Here is a 15,913-nt window from a genome sequence, read left to right on the forward strand (position 1 = left end):
AGTCCAAACGGGTTAGTACAACATATCGTCAGGCTAGAACAAGGAATTATTAATATGAAAACCTCTTCAAAATGGGCTTTATCACTCTGTGTATTGTGTGGCTCAGCCCTTTCGGGCCAAGCTTTTGCTATCAATTGTGACACATTGGATGAATGGAGCTCAGCCATCGATGGCAAACAAGTGAATTTGCACCATGTATTTTGCGGGGAACCGTCGAAAAACGATCGCGCGAAAGGGTTTCATGCCTTTCCGAAGGGCGTGAAACCGAGTAACTTTCAATCCGCACAACCTACTGATGCACTCAATGTAGCAGGCGTGTTTACCCTAAGGCAGATTAAGCTAGAGTTTAATGGCAAGGTGTAAACCAAGTCGTTTAGCTCTATGTTCCCAGAGCTATCCCCGGAACTCAAAAGTAGCTTTTTCCTTGAAAAAGGCAATCTCGCCTAAGTCAATCACTCGCCGCCTCAATATAATAAATCCGAGACCCAAAATCACCGATATGTCGAGTACGCTCGGTAATTTCTACCCCCATAAACTGATTGTTGAGCGGTAAGCCAACATTGGCGAGTTGGTCGCCATAGAGCTGATACAGTTCGCTGTTAACACGCGTGTCGGTGGTTTCAACCTCTTCGCTGTATTGGGATCTAGAGCGCACGTTAAATGCCCGGTCTGGGTTTAACGCGGGCAGTTTGATGCATTCCAGTTCGCCATTGCTTTGCTGCAGCTTTTGGTAGTAGCCAAGCAGGGCTTCGCTGCCCTCTTCATTAATCACCAACCAGGTGGTGATGTTGCCTTCAAATGGCGAAGACAGACGGTAAAAGCGGCCAAATTGAAGCAGTTGTCGGTGCTGTTTATAGAAAGCGATTTGCTCCACCACTGCTTGGGTTTCTTGCTCGGTGAGCTGAGTTATGTCGAGTTGATAGCCGAAGTTTCCGAAGGCAGCGACATTAAAGCGCGTTTCAATCGGTGTGCGGCGCAGAACTTGGTGCGATGGTTTCGCGGCGACATGGGCGCTCATGGCCGACAACGGATAACACAGAGAGGTGCCGTGCTGAATGTTCAAGCGCTCAATGGCATCAGTGTTGTCACTCGTCCAGGTCTGCGGCATGTAGCTGAGCATACCGAGATCAAAGCGATTGCCGCCGCTAGAACAAGACTCAAATAGAATGTGCGGAAAAGCCTTTGTCAGTCGGGTGAGTAAGTCATACAGTCCAAGTACGTAGCGGTGATTAAACGAAGCTTGCTCTTTTGCTGACAAGGAATGAGCGTAGGTATCACTAAAGTTTCGGTTGTGATCCCATTTCACGTAATCCACTTTGGCGCGGGTAAATACATCACTGAGTTTCTCGAATAGATACTCAATCACCTTTGGATTGGCCATATCGAGTACTAGCTGATTTCGACCTAATGAAGGCGTTCGCTCGGGGTGAGCAATTGCCCATTCAGGGTGCGAGCGAAATAGCTCGCTGTCAGGTGAGACCATTTCTGGTTCGACCCAAATGCCAAACTTGAGTCCGTACTCCTTCACGGTTTCACTGATTCGCGCGATGCCACCCACAAGTTTTGGGTTGTCAAAATAATCACCGAGGCTGGTAGTGTCGTCATCGCGTTTGCCAAACCAGCCATCATCAAGTACGAATAGCTCGACACCAATAGACTTGGCTTTTTGTGCGATAGCATCCAGCTTGTTGTAGTCAAAATCGAAGTAGGTTGCTTCCCAGTTGTTCACTTGGATAGGACGTTCTACGCCGCGCCACTGCTCTGAAATAACATGCTGGTTGATAAACTGGTGTATTTGCTGACTCATACGATTCAAGCCGCTAGCAGAGTAGGTGAGAGCGATCTCTGGCGTGGTAAATGTCTCGCCTGACTCCAGCTCCCAGCGGAAATCAAAGTCATTGATGCCGGTCATGACCCGCGTTTGGTTGTACGGGGAGACTTCTGCCACCGATAGGTGGTTGCCGCTGTACATGAGCCCAAACCCGTAGCAGGCGCCAAGATGTTCATTGGTCTCTTTTCTAGCTAGGGCAATAAACGGATTGTGGTTGGCGCTGCTCACCCCTTTTTTGGAATCTATTTGAACCGTGCCTTTTTCCAGCCCTTGGCGCGCGATTTGTGCCTCTTTGATCCATTTGCCTTGCAGGTGAATCAGATCCCAGTTCTCGTCTGCAAAATCGACGCAGCTACTGAGTGCGCGCAGAAGCTGTACGGGCTGATTGGCTTGATTTCGCACTACTAGATGGCGAGTGATGACGTCCGATTGGCTAAAGACTGAGTAGTGCACGTCCACTTCAAGTTTGGTAACGGGATCGGCCAAGGTAACGACTAGGTGCTGGCTATCTGGCTCCGCACTTGCTGACGGTAAACCCTCGAGATCGGGTTTGCTGTCTAGTAGTTGGTGTGATTGGTAGAGTAAATCGGTGACACGTGAGCCATCGGCATATTCGACATGCAAAAGTGGATTTCGGTAGTCGCCTTTTCCGAAAGTAGGCACTTCAAGTCGGAAGGTGTTCAGTGTTTGCCCTGGGACATCCGCATAGTCTGTCGAAGAGCCCATTTTACTGTGGTAAATATGCTCAAGGGCATCGAAGTTGGGGCGGTGGTTGAGCCTATCTCCATAGTGAAGATGAACAAGGTGGCCGGTGCTCGTGACCTTGATTAAATAGCTGGAGCGCTTGGTTTGAAGGTGAAACTCTAATCCTTGGTCATTAATCGAAATCATTCAACCACCTATTTATGAAGGGCGCGCTTTGGCTAACGCGCGAATACAGATTTACGTTGGACAAGTGTCGGCGTGAACACAATCGGGTCATCTTCGATGGCATCGCCGCGAGAAAGTAGTAATGCTAACCTAGCGGCACGTTCGGCCATCATTGCGATTGGGTAGCGCACGGTTGTGAGGTGTGGGTGCACAAAGCGGGCGATTAAGCCGTCATCGAAACCAATAACAGAAATGTCTTTAGGTACCGAAATGGCATTATTTTCAAGCGCTTGAATTGCGCCTGCAGCCATGTAGTCGTTGTAGGTGACCACCGCAGTAATATCTAACGATTTAGACAGTAAATTGGTCATGGCGAGTTCGCCGCCATCACTGCTTGGCTCACCCGCTTCAATGTAGTTTTTGGAGAGCAGGATGCCATGATCTTCAAGTGCTGTACGATAGCCTTTAATACGCTGATGGGTATCTTCAATATCTTGGGAAGAAGCAATGCATCCAATATTGCGATGGCCTGACTTAATTAAATGCAGTGTAGCAAGATAAGCGCCGCGCTCATTGTCGAGTGAAATGCAGCGCGATTCGATTTCTGGAATAAAGCGGTTAATGATCACCAGCCCTTTCACTTCTTTGGCATAGTTGATGAGCTCTTCATCACGGAGCCCTTTTGCGTGCAGAATAATGGCTTCGCAGCGACTATTGATGAGTAACTCTAACGCGTGGCGCTCGTCGTCAGCATTGTGATAACCATTGCCGATAAGGATGTGTTTACCGGCTTCTCTGGCGACTTGATCGACCGATTTGATTAATGTGCCAAAAAACGGATCCGAAACGTCAGAAACCACGACGCCGATGGTATTGGTACTTTGGCTGACCAGCGCTCTCGCTGCCGCATTGGGGCGATAGCCCAACTTTTTCATCGCCGCTGACACTGAGTCGATGGAAGACTGGCTGGCTTTGGGCGATTTATTAATAACACGAGACACTGTGGCGACAGAGACTCCTGCTTCTTTAGCGACATCTTTTATGGTTGCCATGGGGCACCTTTTGCATTGGAACTATTACGATTGCTAGTATTAGAACTCGATTCATATAAGAGTTCAATTTGTATGTTTAACAGCACGTTGTGAGCATTTGAATCAGGTTTTATTTTCAAAGCTCACTCGCATTGTTTGCTATAAAGTCATTCGTTGACCGTCGGCATCAAACAAATGAATATCGTCATAGCTGCAGCTAATGGCGACTTCCTCAAACTTGTTTACAGCCTGATCGCCCGGCAGGTGAACTTTGAAACCATCGACACCAGAAGCTTGGCCAAACAAATACGTACTGTTGCCTAGCCTTTCGACGACTTCACTTTGGAATTCGAATCTAACCGGATTGTCGTGATTAAGCGTAAGGTGCTCTGGTCTGACGCCTAGGGTAAGCGTATCACCGGCTATTGGAGCTTGTTCTGCGGTTCTTGGTAACGTGAACTGCTCACCTTTCGCGGTTTTAACCGTAATCTCTTGCTCGTTCACTTGCTCAACATGAGCTGGAATGAAGTTCATTTTTGGCGATCCGATAAAGCCTGCGACAAACTCATTTTTCGGCGAGTGATATAACTCCAGTGGGCTACCGACTTGTTCAACTTGGCCATCTCGAAGCACCACAATTTTATCGGCCAGTGTCATTGCTTCCACTTGGTCATGGGTGACGTAAATCATTGTATTGGCAAGGTCTTGGTGCAGCTTGGCGATCTGCAAACGCATATCAACGCGAAGCTCAGCATCTAGGTTGGAAAGTGGCTCATCGAACAAAAAGACCTTTGGATTACGTACTATCGCGCGACCAATCGCAACACGCTGCCTTTGACCACCAGAGAGTTCTTTGGGTTTGCGCTTGAGAAGGTGTTCGAGTTGCAGTGTCTTGGCGGCATTTTGCACTTGTTTATGGATGTACTCTTTAGGGTGATTATTCATCTTGAGGCCAAAACCCATGTTCTCTTCAACCGTCATGTGCGGGTAAAGAGCGTAGGATTGAAACACCATCGCCACCCCGCGATCAGCAGGATCGACGTCGTTTACTTTTTCCTCATTGATGAAGATCTCGCCGTCACTGATCTCTTCTAAACCGGCGACTAGGCGCAGCAATGTCGACTTGCCGCAGCCCGATGGACCAACAAACACCACAAATTCGCCATCGTTAATGTCGAGATCGACGCCGTGAATGGTTTGTACCTTGCCATAGCGTTTGATGACTTGGTTTAAGCGGATGTCAGCCATAAGAACTCCTCGTTATGCAGACAAGTGGCAGCATGAAAAAGCGTGAATCCTCACGCCGGTTTTTGTGAATGCCAGATTTGTGAATACCATGACCATACGCGCTAATTGGCAACTTGTTAGCTGTCAAACCAAGAATAGTTGATCATGATCATAAAATGTTAACGACATTGAGTGAAAACTGTGGAAACGTTTACAGTTTTCATTTTGACCAGTACAACATTTCACCATGTTGGCTAATATTTGAGTGTATTTTCACTAAAACCCATCTAAAACAGTGCTTATTGTTGATGATTTCAGAAATCAATGACTGTTAACAATATGTTGCGATGGGGTAAGGGGTCACCTTGAAATGGAACAATCTGTGAAAACGGTATACCCACAAAATCAGCTACCGTCACAGCGACGCAAAAGTCGTATTAATACCCAAGTCGCGCCATGGATATTTTTGGCGCCAGCTATCCTAATTTTTGCTGTTTACGTCATCTATCCAATTCTGGACAGTATTTGGCTGAGCTTTTATGAATGGGATGGATTGGGTGAAAAAACTTGGGTGGGTCTCGACAACTATCGAGAGCTTTTTGACTCAGAAGCTTTCTATACTTCGCTTAAAAATAACTTTTTGTGGTTGGTGTTCTTTATGTTGGCACCACCCATTGGATTGGCTATTGCGCTCTTTCTCAATCAACAAGTAAGAGGAATTCGCGTAGTTAAATCTCTGTTTTTCTTCCCTTTCGTTATCTCTCAAGTGGTGGTGGGTCTCGTCTTTGCGTGGTTCTATGACCCTTCTTTTGGTCTGTTCAACATCGTACTTGGCTTTTTCGATATTGAAGCTATTGCGATTTTGTCCAACGAAGATTACGTGACCTACGGGATCATTGCCGCCGGTCTGTGGCCGCAGATTTCCTATTGCATGATCTTGTATCTCACGGGTCTGAATAACCTGGATCCAGAGCAGTTGGAAGCTGCGCGCCTTGATGGTGCCAAGAAACTGCGCATGCTTTGGTACGTGGTGTTACCTCAGCTTCGTCCAGCGACGTTTATCGCTATCGTGGTTACGGTCATCGGCGCACTTCGTTCGTTTGACCTAGTGGCGACCATGACGGCGGGTGGTCCGTGGGGGAGCTCATCAGTACTCGCTTATCAAATGTACGAAGAATCAATATTCAACTACCGCATGGGTTATGGCGCCTCGGTATCGGTTGTTCTGTTTCTGATTATGGATATCTACATCGCTTACTTCTTGTGGCGAATGCTAAGGAGTGAAAAATAATGTACCCACAACCGATAGAAAAATCTGGACGCTTTACCAATATCAGCTATCGAGTGGCGCTGCCTATTTCGATTGTGATGTGGCTGCTGCCGCTTATCGCGGTGATGATGACCTCGATTCGTTCAATGGAAGACATCAACAAAGGTAATTACTGGGGCTGGCCGAGTGATATCCAGTTTGTTGAAAACTACACGCAAGTGTTCACTGCAACGCCGATGGGGCAGTATCTGCTGAACAGTTTGATCATCACATTGCCCGCAGTTGCAGGCGCAGTGGCGCTGTCTACTCTGGCAGGGTTTGCGCTCGCGAAGTACAACTTCAAGGCCAACATCTGGATCTTTGCGATGTTCATTGCAGGTAACTTCGTTCCGTTCCAAATCCTGATGATTCCAGTGCGCGATCTCACCATTACCTTTGGTCTTTATGATACGCACTGGGCGCTAATCTTCTTCCACGTCGCGTTCCAAGCCGGGTTTTGTACTCTGTTTATGCGCAACTTTATCGTCGGTATTCCCGATGCCTTGATAGAGGCGGCGCGCGTTGAAGGTGTGAGTGAAATGAAAATCTTCTGGCATGTGGTGTTGCCGCTTGTCAGGCCGGCACTGGCTGCACTGTCTGTGTTGGTGTTTACCTTTATTTGGAATGACTACTTTTGGGCGCTGGTTTTGGTGCAAAGCGACGAAGTGCGCCCCGTAACGGCAGGATTGAGTGCATTGAAAGGGCAGTGGTTGGCGTCATGGCAGTTTATTTCTGCTGGTGCCGTCGTCGCTGCAATTCCTCCAGTGGTGCTGTTCTTTACCATGCAGCGTCACTTTATTGCTGGTCTAACGTTGGGAGCAACCAAAGGTTAATCCCGATTTAGCCGCACAATCAGTGCTGGTTGGTGACGACCAGCAAGCTATAACGATAACAATGGAGCCTGAGCGCAAGCTCGACAATAAGGATCTTACTATGAAAATTGTGAAACACCTCGCTGCTACCGCCATACTTGGCGCGTCCCTCTCAACAACCGCTTGGGCGGGCGAGTTAGTGATTAACTCGGATCAAGCAGACCCTGCACCAAAAGAAGCGTGGGCTGAAATCGTGAAACGATTTGAAGCTGAAAACCCAGACATTACGGTGAAGTACAACTTGTATGATAAAGAAGCGTACAAGACGACGATTCGTAACTGGCTGGTCACGTCTCCACCGGATGTTGTGTTCTGGTATGCGGGTAACCGAATGAAAACATTCGTTGATCGTGGACTATTGGAAGATGTAAGTGACATTTGGGCTGACAACAACATGGCTCAAGATTTTAAATCTGCAGCGCCAGCGATGACGGTAAATGGTAAGCAATACGGTGTGCCTTACACTTACTATCAATGGGGTGTGTACTACCGTAAAGACATCTTTGAGAAGTATGGTATCGCTGAACCAAAAACGTGGGATGAGCTAAAAGCTGCAGCTGCGACACTGAAGAAAAATGAAGTAGCCCCTTTTGCTATCGGTACCAAGTACCTATGGACAGCAGCAGGTTGGTTCGACTACATCAACCTACGTACCAACGGTCTTGATTTCCACATCGACTTGATGGACGGCAAAGTACCTTACACTGATGAGCGAGTTAAAAAGACTTTTGCAAATTGGGCTGAGCTGGTGGAGCCTGGCTACTACCTAGACAACCACGCGTCTTACTCTTGGCAGGAAGCGCAGCCGTTCTTGTATAACGGTGAAGCGGCTATGTACCTGATTGGTAACTTTATTGCGCCTAACTTCCCTGCTGAGCTTGATGGCAAAATGGGCTTCTTCCAATTCCCAGTTATCGATCCTGCTGTGCCAATTGCAGAAGATGCGCCAATGGATACCATTCATATCCCAACCAAAGCGAAGAACAAAGAAGATGCACGTAAGTTCCTAGCGTTTGTTGCCAAACCAGAGATCCAGCAGTTGGTGAATGATGTACTACTGCAAATCCCAACCAATAGCAAAGCCAAACCAGCTGATGATGAGTTCCTAAACATTGGCGTGCAAATGTTAGCAGATGCGAGCGGTACGGCGCAGTTCTATGATCGTGATACCGATCCTGCGATGGCGAAAGAAGGCATGAAGGGCTTCCAAGAGTTCATGGTAAAACCTGAGCGTGTGGATCAAATCCTAAAACGTCTTGAAAAAGTACGTCAGCGCACGTTTAAGAACTAATTTGTAAAGCGTTTAAATAACGATACCAATGAGCGTTTCCAAACCATTGGAGCGCTCTTTTTGTTTCAAAGCAGTTGTTAATGAAACCATAGGAAGTAGAGATGAGAACTTTTGCCCAAGTGATGGCGGCACGAGAGTGGGAAAATCAACACGTTATTCAGCGTAACGTACTGACCGCTCACGCGCCTTTGCATGCCTACAGCAGTATTGAGCAAGCTCGAGTTGGTAACGTATCAGACAATCAAGCCTCTCTTAATGGGCAGTGGCAGTTTACCTTGCTGACAGCGCCAGAGGCTATGTCAGAAGCCTTTACTGAGCCAGATTTTGATGATGCAGACTGGCATTCTCTTCCGGTTCCTTCTAACTGGCAATTGCATGGTTTTGATAAACCAATCTACACCAATGTGAAGTACCCATTTGTCGATAATCCTCCTTACGTTCCAGAGCAGAACCCAACAGGGGTGTATCGTAAAAGTTTTGATTATTCACCACGAGAAAACACGTCCACCACCATCACCTTTGATGGTGTGAACAGTGCATTCCATTTGTGGTGTAACGGACATTGGGTAGGGTATTCACAAGATTCTCGACTGCCGGCTGAGTTTGACCTTGGCCAGCATCTGATATCGGGTCGCAACCAACTAACCGTGATGGTGCTGAGATGGTCTGACGGCTCTTATCTTGAAGATCAAGATATGTGGTGGCTAAGTGGCATCTTCCGTGATGTTACTTTGCGCACGAAACCTATAACACATATAGCGGATGTGGAGACTGTCGCCAGTTTACAATCTGGTTATCGAGATGACCTGTTAACGGTGACGACGACGGTATCTTCGCCAAGCGACACACTTAAAGTGAACGTGGCAATATTTGATGCAGCAGGTAATGAAATAGCAGCTCAAACTCAGGCATTTGGCGTCGAATTTGTCGATGAAAAAGGTGCGTGGGACAACAAAGCGATTCATCGCTTGTCGGTAGCCGATGTGAAAGCTTGGAGCGCCGAAGCGCCCCATTTGTATCGCGTTGTCGTGTCACTCATTGATGACCAGAATCAGCTCATTGACTGCGAAGCCTATTCGGTTGGTTTTCGCAATGTCGAAGTCTTAAATGGCCAGCTCTGCGTCAACGGTAAACCGCTGCTTATTCGTGGCGTCAATCGTCATGAGCATCATCCAGAGCTTGGGCATGTCATGACTCGCGAGGCGATGATAGAAGACATCAAACTCCTAAAGCAAAATAATTTTAACGCGGTACGTACCGCGCACTACCCCAACCATCCGATGTGGTATCAACTGTGTGATGAGTTTGGGCTGTATTTAGTCGATGAAGCCAACATAGAAACCCATGGCCAAGTGCCGATGTGCCGTTTGTCTGATGACAGCGAATGGCTGAACGCTTATATGCGACGCATGGTGAATTTGGTCGAGCGAGATAAAAACCACCCGTCTGTGATTGTGTGGTCGCTTGGCAATGAATCGGGCATCGGCGGCAATCATCATGCAATGTATCAATGGGTTAAACAGCGTGACCCATCGAGGCCAGTGCAGTATGAAGGCGGCGGTGCGATGACGGCGGCGACGGACATAATTTGTCCCATGTACGCGCGCGTAAATTGGGACTTGCCTGTGGTTGGGCATCAGCCAGAAGTGACTCCGCGTATCGGCATCAAAAAGGCCATAGCGCTACCAAATGAATCACGGCCGTTGATCCTATGCGAGTATGCCCATGCGATGGGTAACAGTTTGGGAAGTTTTGTCGACTATTGGCAAGCGTTTCGTGACCATCCAAGATTGCAAGGCGGCTTTATTTGGGATTGGGTCGATCAAGGCCTGAGCAAAGTGGATGACAAAGGGCGTCTTTACTGGGCGTACGGCGGCGACTTTGGTGATGAAATTAATGATCGCCAGTTCTGTATCAATGGTTTGATATTCCCAGATAGAACGGTGCATCCTGCCTTGTTTGAAGTGAAAAAAGCTCAGCAATATTATCAGTTTAATCTGGTTAGTGAGCAGCCACTTACTATCGAAATAGAGAACGAAAACTTGTTTGTTGCCAGTGACAATGAAGTACTTTGCTGGCAACTGCTCCAAGATGGCATGCTGAGTACTTCTGGCGAGATGTCCATGACAATTCAGCCTGGGCAGAAACAGCAGATCATCCTATGTGAGGTTATCGATAAGCAGCCTGGCGGCGAGTACCACCTAAATCTAGAAACTAGACTGAATGAAAAAACGCGGTGGGCAGAGGCGGGTCATATCACTTCGATTGAGCAAATAGAACTGCAAACGCTACCGATGCTTGTGATACCTCAAACGCCACCAATCACCAAGTTAGAACTGGAGGAAACTGAGCAGATTCTCTCGGTAGTGAGCGATGATATCGCCTTTGGATTTGATAGTGCTAGCGGCTATCTCGTTAGCTGCAAAGTTCGCGGTGTTGAGAAGCTAACGCAGCCGATTCAAGACAACTTTTATCGAGCTCCTATCGACAACGATATCGGCACTAGTGAAGCCAACAAACTTGATCCCAACTCTTGGTTTGCCCGCTGGCAAACCGCAGGCTTGGCGAACTTAACTCGCGAGTGTCATTCCTTCGATTATTACGAGGCTGAGGGTGGTGTCGATATCACCTGCGTAGCCATTTATAGCAACGATCAGCCACCAATCATTTGCAGCACTTGGCGTTACCACATTAATAGCGAAGGTCAGTTGACTGTGGACGTAGATGTCGCGTTCGCGAAAGGCTTACCACCAATGCCAAGAGTGGGGTTGGAGCTCGGGCTATATCATCAGCCACAAGATGACACCCAAGTTGAGTGGCTTGGACGTGGGCCGCATGAAAACTACCCTGACCGAATTGGATCAGCGCACTTTGGTCGCTATCAACAGCCACTGTCTAGCATGCATACTGACTATATTTTCCCATCGGAAAATGGTCTGCGCTGTGATAGCCGTGAGTTAAAGGTTGGAAGTTTAACGGTGAAGGGCAAGTTTCATTTTTCTGTCAGCGAGTTCAGCCAACATAGTTTAGCTAATGCTAAGCACACTAACGAGCTTGAAAAAGATGGCTGCTTGTATGTGCGCGTCGATGGTTACCACATGGGCGTAGGAGGCGATGACTCTTGGACACCAAGCGTCCACAAGGCTTATCAGCTTAGCGAGCAACGCTATCGATATGAGGTAACACTAAGATTTGGTTCCTAACTTGATGGTTTGTAATCGTTTCCAATTATATAACAGCGCCTACTAGTAATATCAAGGCGATAACGTCTTAGTGTGTTGTATTTTAAGACTATCCTTGATGAAAGTTATGTGTAAACGTTTCCATTGTCGCGAATTGGATCACGGATCGAGCGAGACAAAGCTTGATAAGATGTTCAGCGGCGGGCAATTAACCTATAGAGAAAAGCTATGATCGACATTCAGTTTGACCCAGTGGATCATCCACATCGTCGTTACAATCCACTGACCGGGCAGTGGATTTTGGTATCACCACATCGTGCAAAGCGTCCTTGGAGTGGTCAAGACGAAAATCCTGCTAAGCAACAGTTGCCGAGCTTCGATGAAAACTGCTTCTTGTGTCCTACCAACGCTCGTATTTCTGGTGATGTGAACCCGGATTACCAAGGTACTTACGTGTTTAGCAACGATTTCGCGGCACTAATGCCTGACTCTCCCGATGCACCGCAATCCGACAACCCTTTATTTAGAACGCAAGGGGTACGAGGTTTAAGCCGAGTGATTTGCTTCTCTCCTGATCACAGTAAAACTTTGCCTGAGCTCAGCGTCAGTAAAATCCGTGGCGTTATCGATACCTGGAATGAGCAAATTGAAGAGCTAGGTAAAGATTACGTTTGGGTGCAAGCGTTTGAGAACAAAGGTGAAACCATGGGATGCTCACAGCCGCATCCCCACGGCCAGATTTGGGCGAACAGCTTTTTGCCAAACGAAATCGAGCGCAAAGATAAGCACTTACGAGAGTACTTTGAGCAATATGGCTCGAATCTGCTGGTCGATTATGTGGAGGCAGAGCGACAAGACGGTTCAAGAACCGTGGTTGAAACCGAGCATTGGCTTGCTGTTGTACCTTACTGGGCAGCATGGCCGTTTGAAACCATGTTGCTACCCAAAACGCATGTTCGCCGTATGAGCGAACTCAGCGATGAGCAGCGAGATGATTTGGCGGTGGCGATGAAAAAACTGACCAGCCGCTATGACAACTTATTCCAGTGCTCTTTCCCATACTCCATGGGCTGGCACTTCGCGCCGTTCTTTGAAGCCAGTGAAGATATTGAGCACTGGCAGTTACATGCCTTGTTTTATCCGCCACTACTGCGCAGCGCAACAGTGAGAAAGTTTATGGTGGGCTATGAAATGCTCGCCGAATCACAGCGTGATTTGACGGCAGAGCAAGCGGCTGATCGGCTGAGAGCGTTGAGTGATGTGCATTACAAAGAGCAGTAACCACCCTATTTTAAACGGCGGCTGACGCTGCCGTGATTAGCCAAGGATTGAGGGCGTATTATGTCTGAATTAATAACTAACGTGAAAAGCGTGTTTAAACAGGTGCTGGATTATCAACCGACCCATATTATTCAAGCGCCTGGACGAGTGAACCTAATTGGCGAACATACCGATTACAATGATGGCTTTGTGCTGCCCTGTGCCATTAACTACCAAACTGTGGTCGCTGCTGCAAAGCGCGAAGATAACCTCATTCGTTTGGTGTCGGTCGATTATGGCAATGATACCGATGAGTTTGACCTCTCCAAACCGATCGAGTTTTTGCCGGGAAAAATGTGGGCAAACTACATTCGTGGTGTAGTGAAATTCTTGCTCGCGCGGGGCTACACCTTCAGCGGCGCTGACATTTGTGTTACGGGCAATGTTCCTCAAGGCGCGGGACTGAGTTCTTCTGCGGCTTTGGAAGTGGTGATTGGGCAGACTTTCAAAACACTTTACGATCTCGATATCAGCCAAGCGGAAATCGCGCTCAATGGTCAGCAAGCTGAAAATGAGTTTGTCGGCTGCAACTGCGGCATTATGGATCAAATGATTTCCGCCAAAGGCGAGCAAAATCACGCCATGTTGCTTGATTGTCGAACGCTAGAATCGGAAGCGGTGTCGATGCCAGAAGCAATGGCGGTGGTCATCATCAACTCCAACAAGCAGCGCGGTCTTGTCGACAGTGAGTACAACACAAGACGTCTGCAGTGCGAAAAAGCCGCTCAGGTATTTGGCGTCAAAGCGCTGCGGGATGTGAGTATTGAAGAGTTCAATCAAAACCAACAAAGCTTAGAAGACGTCGTTGCTAAAAGAGCGCGCCACGTTATCACTGAAAATGACCGAACTCTTGAGGCTGCGAAGGCATTGCGAGCTCAAGACATGAAACGTTTGGGCGAGCTCATGGCCGAATCACACGCTTCGATGCGTGATGATTTTGAGATCACCGTGAGCGAAATAGATTGCTTAGTTGACATTGTCAAAGATGTGATTGGCGACCAAGGCGGCGTGAGAATGACTGGTGGCGGCTTTGGCGGCTGTATCGTTGCACTGATCCCACCAAGTCTAACCGATGCCGTTGAGCAAACTGTGACCGCGAAGTATCAAGCAGCCACTGGATTGCAAGCATCGATTTATGTTTGCCAAGCAAGTGCAGGGTCAGGTGTTGTAGAAGTGCTTGAACATTGAGAATGACTGACTTTGAGATAAGAGGATTGCGATGACAGCCATAATGAATGGACTTGCAGCAGACGGCAAACCACCTTCACTTTACACCTTGTCGAATGCTTCTGGAATGGAAGTAACGGTGATGGATGTTGGTGCGACATGGCTCAGCTGTAAGCTCCCTATCGACGATGAAAAACGAGAAGTGCTGTTGGGCGTTGAGACGATGGAGGACTTTGCGCGTCAAAAGGTCTTCTTAGGTGCGACAGTCGGCCGCTTTGCCAATCGAATCGCTGGTGGAAGGTTTAAGATTGATGGCCACGAGTTTCAAGCCGCGACCAACCAATCAGGCAACAGTTTACACGGCGGCTTGGATGGCTTTGATAAGCGCCGTTGGAGTTTGGTTGAGAAGAGTGATAACAGTGTTAAGCTCAGTTTAGTTTCAGCCGATGGTGACCAAGGGTTCCCCGGCGAGCTAATGGTGAGTGTCCGCTATAGCCTTAGTGAACAAAACCAAGTACTTATTGACTACAGTGCGACAACAACTGCGGCAACGCCGGTGAACCTAACCAATCACGCTTACTTTAATCTTTTGGGTGCTGAGTCTGAAGAGGATATCTTAGGTCATAGCTTGCAGATACGTGCTGCGCACTATTTGCCGACACAAGCGGATGGTATTCCTTTTACAGAACCAGAGGCTGTCGCGGGGACCAGTTTCGATTTCAATATGACCAAGCCCATTTCGACCCATCTATTGGCCGATGAGCAGCAACGACAAGCAAATGGGTATGATCATTGTTACGTTTTAGAGAGCCAAGGTAACGAGCCGGTGGCGCGTCTCGTCTCTCCAGACAGTCGTGTTGAAATGAGCGTCTTCACGACGAAACCAGGAATGCAGCTGTATACGGGTAACTGGCTAGCGAATACACCTAATCGCCTAGGCGGACTATACAAAGATTATCAAGGGGTTGCGTTGGAAACTCAGTTCTATCCAGACTCGCCCAATCGCGACTGGAAAGAGTCAGATGCGATTCTACGACCTGGCAATCAGTATAAGCACAGTACAAGTTACGAGTTTGCCATCAAATAAACTCGACTATAAATGCCCAGTCTTGACGTAAATAAGCGCACCATCTTCTTTGGTGAAGGGGGTGTGCTTGCTAAGGTGAGGACTGCGAATCCAAGTGCCTTTAGGGTATTCACCATGCTCGTCATAAAAGGTGCCTTCTAGTACCAATATTTCTTCTCCGCCCCAATGTTGGTGAGCATTGAACTGGGTATTGGGCGCCCATTTAACTAGCGCAACATGCTCAGCTTCAAACTCATGTAGCGGCATCACGGTGAGTCCGTCGACCAATCCTCGATACCATGACTGCTTTAATGTATTGATGCAAAACTGAGCTTGGTCTTGCTCATGGAACTGGTGCAGTTTGACGAAGATAGTCGCACCGTCAGAGCCAATTTTCGGCGTATGTGCGCTGCCAATGGGATTACGGACATAGCTGCCTGCTGGGTAGTCGCCGTGCTCATCGGAAAAGGTGCCTTCCAAAACGTAAAACTCTTCACCGCCGCTGTGGGTGTGTGCTGAAAACGCGCTGTTTGGCTCATAGTGTACAATGGACGTCACACGTCCCACTTCATCACCAATGCGGTCTAAACGCATGCGACTTACGCCGGGCATAGGAGAGTCAACCCACTGGTAGTCAGTTGGTCGTATCACTACGCGCTGGTCAAAATCGGCGTTGATTAGAGTTTCCATGCTTTGCTCTACTAGTTTGAATCTCGACGATTTGATACGTTAGGGCGTTTGCCTAGC

General features: G+C 48.0%; 12 protein-coding genes. 8 read left to right on the top strand and 4 right to left on the bottom strand.

The window, feature by feature from the left end; genetic code table 11:
- Nucleotides 1-54 precede the first annotated feature (54 nt).
- Nucleotides 55-363 (top strand): hypothetical protein, encoded by a 309-nt coding sequence (locus tag ACJB0T_RS05035; RefSeq protein WP_479292409.1) that lies wholly within the window; start codon nt 55-57, stop codon nt 361-363.
- Between the two features lie 85 nt (nt 364-448).
- Here the strand turns inward: ACJB0T_RS05035 and ACJB0T_RS05040 are convergent, their stop codons facing one another.
- The 3 genes from ACJB0T_RS05040 to ACJB0T_RS05050 form a co-directional block, all read right to left on the bottom strand.
- Nucleotides 449-2,722, bottom strand: coding sequence for an alpha-galactosidase (locus ACJB0T_RS05040; RefSeq protein ID WP_479292411.1), 2,274 nt, complete (start codon nt 2,720-2,722; stop codon nt 449-451).
- Between the two features lie 32 nt (nt 2,723-2,754).
- Complete coding sequence (locus ACJB0T_RS05045) at nt 2,755-3,753, bottom strand: substrate-binding domain-containing protein (RefSeq protein WP_479292412.1); 999 nt, start codon at nt 3,751-3,753, stop codon at nt 2,755-2,757.
- Nucleotides 3,754-3,891: 138 nt separating this feature from the next.
- Entirely contained in the window at nt 3,892-4,980 is a 1,089-nt protein-coding gene (locus tag ACJB0T_RS05050) for an ABC transporter ATP-binding protein (protein WP_479292414.1), read from the bottom strand.
- Nucleotides 4,981-5,329: 349 nt separating this feature from the next.
- Between ACJB0T_RS05050 and ACJB0T_RS05055 the strand changes: the two genes are divergently transcribed.
- The 7 genes from ACJB0T_RS05055 to galM all read left to right on the top strand — a co-directional run bounded on the left by ACJB0T_RS05055 (nt 5,330) and on the right by galM (nt 15,187).
- Complete coding sequence (locus ACJB0T_RS05055; RefSeq protein WP_042500456.1) at nt 5,330-6,250, top strand: carbohydrate ABC transporter permease; 921 nt, start codon at nt 5,330-5,332, stop codon at nt 6,248-6,250.
- Nucleotides 6,250-7,101, top strand: a complete 852-nt coding sequence (locus ACJB0T_RS05060) for a carbohydrate ABC transporter permease (protein WP_042500458.1) — start codon at nt 6,250-6,252, stop codon at nt 7,099-7,101. The genes ACJB0T_RS05055 and ACJB0T_RS05060 overlap by 1 nt, the downstream gene beginning before the upstream one ends.
- A gap of 100 nt (nt 7,102-7,201) precedes the next feature.
- Entirely contained in the window at nt 7,202-8,431 is a 1,230-nt protein-coding gene (locus ACJB0T_RS05065; protein ID WP_479292417.1) for an ABC transporter substrate-binding protein, read from the top strand.
- Between the two features lie 101 nt (nt 8,432-8,532).
- Nucleotides 8,533-11,634, top strand: coding sequence for a beta-galactosidase (locus ACJB0T_RS05070; protein ID WP_479292419.1), 3,102 nt, complete (start codon nt 8,533-8,535; stop codon nt 11,632-11,634).
- Between the two features lie 207 nt (nt 11,635-11,841).
- The gene (locus ACJB0T_RS05075) at nt 11,842-12,894 is read left to right on the top strand and encodes a UDP-glucose--hexose-1-phosphate uridylyltransferase (protein ID WP_479292420.1); all 1,053 of its coding nucleotides are present in this window, start codon (nt 11,842-11,844) and stop codon (nt 12,892-12,894) included.
- A gap of 60 nt (nt 12,895-12,954) precedes the next feature.
- Nucleotides 12,955-14,121 (top strand): galactokinase, encoded by a 1,167-nt coding sequence (gene galK, locus ACJB0T_RS05080; protein WP_479292422.1) that lies wholly within the window; start codon nt 12,955-12,957, stop codon nt 14,119-14,121.
- Between the two features lie 31 nt (nt 14,122-14,152).
- Nucleotides 14,153-15,187 (top strand): galactose-1-epimerase, encoded by a 1,035-nt coding sequence (gene galM / locus ACJB0T_RS05085; protein WP_479292423.1) that lies wholly within the window; start codon nt 14,153-14,155, stop codon nt 15,185-15,187.
- A gap of 6 nt (nt 15,188-15,193) precedes the next feature.
- Here the strand turns inward: galM and ACJB0T_RS05090 are convergent, their stop codons facing one another.
- On the bottom strand, nt 15,194-15,856 hold the full coding sequence (locus ACJB0T_RS05090; RefSeq protein ID WP_479292424.1) for a cupin domain-containing protein: 663 nt from the start codon (nt 15,854-15,856) through the stop codon (nt 15,194-15,196).
- Nucleotides 15,857-15,913: the final 57 nt, after the last annotated feature.

The sequence above is a fragment of the Vibrio sp. CB1-5 genome (assembly GCF_059412285.1).

Coding starts and splice junctions, on each gene's coding strand:
- ACJB0T_RS05035 (WP_479292409.1), top strand. CDS start 55: ATGAAAACCTCTTCAAAATGGGCTTTATCACTCTGTGTATTGTGTGGC.
- ACJB0T_RS05040 (WP_479292411.1), bottom strand. CDS start 2,722: ATGATTTCGATTAATGACCAAGGATTAGAGTTTCACCTTCAAACCAAG.
- ACJB0T_RS05045 (WP_479292412.1), bottom strand. CDS start 3,753: ATGGCAACCATAAAAGATGTCGCTAAAGAAGCAGGAGTCTCTGTCGCC.
- ACJB0T_RS05050 (WP_479292414.1), bottom strand. CDS start 4,980: ATGGCTGACATCCGCTTAAACCAAGTCATCAAACGCTATGGCAAGGTA.
- ACJB0T_RS05055 (WP_042500456.1), top strand. CDS start 5,330: ATGGAACAATCTGTGAAAACGGTATACCCACAAAATCAGCTACCGTCA.
- ACJB0T_RS05060 (WP_042500458.1), top strand. CDS start 6,250: ATGTACCCACAACCGATAGAAAAATCTGGACGCTTTACCAATATCAGC.
- ACJB0T_RS05065 (WP_479292417.1), top strand. CDS start 7,202: ATGAAAATTGTGAAACACCTCGCTGCTACCGCCATACTTGGCGCGTCC.
- ACJB0T_RS05070 (WP_479292419.1), top strand. CDS start 8,533: ATGAGAACTTTTGCCCAAGTGATGGCGGCACGAGAGTGGGAAAATCAA.
- ACJB0T_RS05075 (WP_479292420.1), top strand. CDS start 11,842: ATGATCGACATTCAGTTTGACCCAGTGGATCATCCACATCGTCGTTAC.
- galK (WP_479292422.1), top strand. CDS start 12,955: ATGTCTGAATTAATAACTAACGTGAAAAGCGTGTTTAAACAGGTGCTG.
- galM (WP_479292423.1), top strand. CDS start 14,153: ATGACAGCCATAATGAATGGACTTGCAGCAGACGGCAAACCACCTTCA.
- ACJB0T_RS05090 (WP_479292424.1), bottom strand. CDS start 15,856: ATGGAAACTCTAATCAACGCCGATTTTGACCAGCGCGTAGTGATACGA.